The sequence below is a fragment of the Pseudomonas sp. LAMO17WK12:I1 genome (genome assembly GCF_900177315.1).
In the GTDB taxonomy this organism is placed as follows: Bacteria; Pseudomonadota; Gammaproteobacteria; order Pseudomonadales; family Pseudomonadaceae; genus Aquipseudomonas; species Aquipseudomonas marginalis.
In genome coordinates this window covers 1-2,847 of record NZ_FWZV01000031.1, presented here as the reverse complement: position 1 = coordinate 2,847, position 2,847 = coordinate 1, and the positions used below count along the sequence as shown (strand labels likewise).

Genomic DNA, 2,847 nt, shown 5'->3' with positions numbered 1-2,847 from the left:
GGGAGGAATGCGGTTGAGAATAACTATCTCAGCGTGCCGGAAGCGACCCGTAAGTTTGTGCTTTCACGCAAGCAAATGCTGGGCACCATCACTGACAAAGAAAAAGATGAACTCGCGTATATAAACGTTATCGATAAAGATCGAGATGAAGCGATTCGCGATGCCTGCACTACCGGAAATTTGTCCAGTTCCGCTTGCGGTCGTTTGATCGAACCTGCACGTCAGGCTCTTGCGGAATACGAGGCTCCTGTCTCTGTCCGTCTGCTTTATAAAGAACTTTACCCGGCTGATGCAAAAAATGCCGAGGCTGCATTACGTGGCTTAGACGATGCCAGCATTCTCCACGACATCGTGATAACGGACCTTGCGAGCCGTTCTGAGAAAACGCGGGCGGAAGTTGAGCAACAGTATGATTTTGTCATGACGATGCATGCCATCACGGCGGCGATTGCTGGGGGGTACGGATTAAAAGGGTTAACGTCTACTACAAAAGTGCCTGCATCGACTTTGATTTCTGGAGAGGCCAAAGTTGTCGGAACCGGAAAATCAGCAGCAAACGACGCGAGCTTTAATGTTCCCAAAGGCTACACACAAGAAATTGATGGAACCGTGAACGGCCCCGGTGGTGGGACTTACAAACCTACCGGAACGCAGGACGCCAATGGCAATCAGGTGTTTCTGGCCGGTAATGGTAACTACTACACGTTGACCGAGGATAGAGCGACGCGAATTGTTTCTCCTAATCCGTCCGCCGGAATTGGAGCAACAGGGAAAATCGGGGAGGATGCCCTAAAACCATTGGGTGGTCAGTCTCAAGTTACCTTCCAAACGACCCAAGGCGTGCGTGTCGTCGACCAGCTAGCTCCAGGTGCTTTGGCTCATGAGTCCAAGGTTGGATACACTTCACTCGACGCCAATACAGCCCTTCAGGTGATGAAGGATACGGAGCTCCTGAGCCGCGGTATGGTTAATGGGGTAACATGGAATTTTTATAGGAGCCCCGTCACAGGACGCGTTGGACCTGCGCCAGCCCTTGAAAAAGCTTTGTCCGACGCGGGAATCAAAATTAAGGTGCATTGATTATGGAATTTACAACCGCCTATACGCCAGTCACAGATTTTTTTTCATCTATGAATTCGAAAGAGCTAAATAGTTTTTATGAACTCTTTATGCTTAATAAACCCTACTGTTTAGATGAGTTAATTCAAGCTGTTTGGCATACGCCGGGATATGAAAGCTGGAACGCGGATTTTTCCCCGGAATCTTTAGATGGTGTGGCTGAGTGGTTAGCTTCACGGATTTATAAAGAGCAACTGTCATCAACGGTTAACGAAACAGGAAATGATTCAATTGCCGGCACGGCTGATTTGAACACACCTGTTCTATCCGAAGAGGCAATGTCTTTGGCTGTTTTAGTTGGAATGTATTATGGTGAAGTGGCGGTTCGAAATAACCCTGAACTGAGCTGGAGTCAGTTAAAAGGTAATAAGAAACAGGCGGATTACGGGCAGCCTGTTATATCCGCATCTGGCTCGCTGCCTACCAATCCAGTAAGAGTTGCTCATGCATTCGCGTGCGCTATTGCTGATGGATCAAAGACATTAGGTCGGCTTCGAGAGACATATAACTATTGGATGCAATTAATAAAGGCTAAATAAGATGTGCAGTGACGTGCAAGTATTTCACTGTGTCGTTTGTCGTAACTGTGATTGCGCTATCCATTAGGGGGCAGGCCACGTTTTTGTTTGAATGCTTGTGGAGAAGCAAATCTGGAGGTGTTACGTTCTTTAACAATTGGCTTTTTTATTTCATTTGTCTGGGAAGTTTTTAAGCTGGGCGGTTTTTAAAATAACCGCCCATTTTATTTATGAAATTTTTGAGTTCAACTTCCGGCCAATCACATCCAGCAAATCACACCCATCTCGCAGCGGAATTGCCAGTAACAGCGCAAAATCGTGAAGCACAATCGCATCACTGCTGATCTCTTCCCGAAACGCGAGGTTCTCCAAAAACTGAGTCACCGCACGAATGCGATACGCGGCGGCATCATAGAGAACATCTAGGGGCGCTTGCGTGTCGATCACCAGCGCGGGGATGGTTGAGTCATGGCCTGTAAGCGGCATGTATCTATTCATAGGTAAAGCCTCGGTCGATGTAATGAAAGCTGTCACCTATCGTCGCCAAACGAATGGGTGACAGCTGTACGCAGGTTGGCGAACCGGGACCGAGTTCCGGCAGACCCGAAGGTCTCCCGCGCACAGCTGCCATAAAGCAGCGATGCGGGTACGGAAACCCCTGCAAGCAAGCAGAAAGCTTTCGCATACGGTCAACGGATCGCCAAATCCGATCGCCCTTTTGGACGACCGGCGGACTATAAGTCCTCAGCGTAAAAACACGCAAGGCATCAAAAGGCTAACGTCGCCCTGCGAGCCGGCGCCAACCTCAACGCCATCGCGGCAGCCAACGAGCAGCATTCGACCTACAACTCGAAAAAATCAAAAGCATCGAAGACCACGTCCAGCAAGTCTCCAGCGTGATCAAGGCCGGCGGCGACGCCACCCTGAGCGCCGGGCAGAACCTGCAACTGGTCGCCAGCCAGGTCAATGCCGGCAACGAGGCGTATCTGGTCTCCGGTAAAAACCTCGAGCTCAAAGCCGCCGAAAATCAGGACTACAGCTTCTACAGCAAGACCAAGAAAACCTCCCAGGGCAAAAAATTCCGCCTGGATGAAACCGATGTGGTGAACAACGTTGGCAGCCTGGTCAGCGCGGGGACGAACAGCACCGTCGTCGCCGGTGCAGACCTGCTGCTGGCCGGCAGTGCCGTCACTGCCGAAAAAGGCGCCAC

General features: G+C 50.3%; 4 protein-coding genes. 3 read left to right on the top strand and 1 reads right to left on the bottom strand.

Annotated elements, in window-relative coordinates:
* Both B9N88_RS32620 and B9N88_RS32535 read left to right on the top strand, forming a co-directional pair.
* Positions 1–1,080, top strand: a 1,080-nt coding sequence (locus B9N88_RS32620; RefSeq protein ID WP_108574926.1) for a DUF6862 domain-containing protein, incomplete at its 5' end; no start/stop codon positions are given.
* Positions 1,081–1,082: 2 nt separating this feature from the next.
* Positions 1,083–1,658, top strand: coding sequence for a hypothetical protein (locus B9N88_RS32535; RefSeq protein ID WP_133822175.1), 576 nt, complete (start codon positions 1,083–1,085; stop codon positions 1,656–1,658).
* A 207-nt stretch (positions 1,659–1,865) separates the two neighbouring features.
* On the opposite strand, the gene B9N88_RS32130 is transcribed toward B9N88_RS32535, so the two are convergent.
* On the bottom strand, positions 1,866–2,123 hold the full coding sequence (locus B9N88_RS32130; protein ID WP_027608116.1) for a hypothetical protein: 258 nt from the start codon (positions 2,121–2,123) through the stop codon (positions 1,866–1,868).
* A 410-nt stretch (positions 2,124–2,533) separates the two neighbouring features.
* Between B9N88_RS32130 and B9N88_RS32125 the strand changes: the two genes are divergently transcribed.
* Positions 2,534–2,847, top strand: a 314-nt coding sequence (locus tag B9N88_RS32125; protein WP_043293838.1) for a hemagglutinin repeat-containing protein, incomplete at its 3' end; no start/stop codon positions are given.

Coding starts and splice junctions, on each gene's coding strand:
- B9N88_RS32535 (WP_133822175.1), top strand. CDS start 1,083: ATGGAATTTACAACCGCCTATACGCCAGTCACAGATTTTTTTTCATCT.
- B9N88_RS32130 (WP_027608116.1), bottom strand. CDS start 2,123: ATGCCGCTTACAGGCCATGACTCAACCATCCCCGCGCTGGTGATCGAC.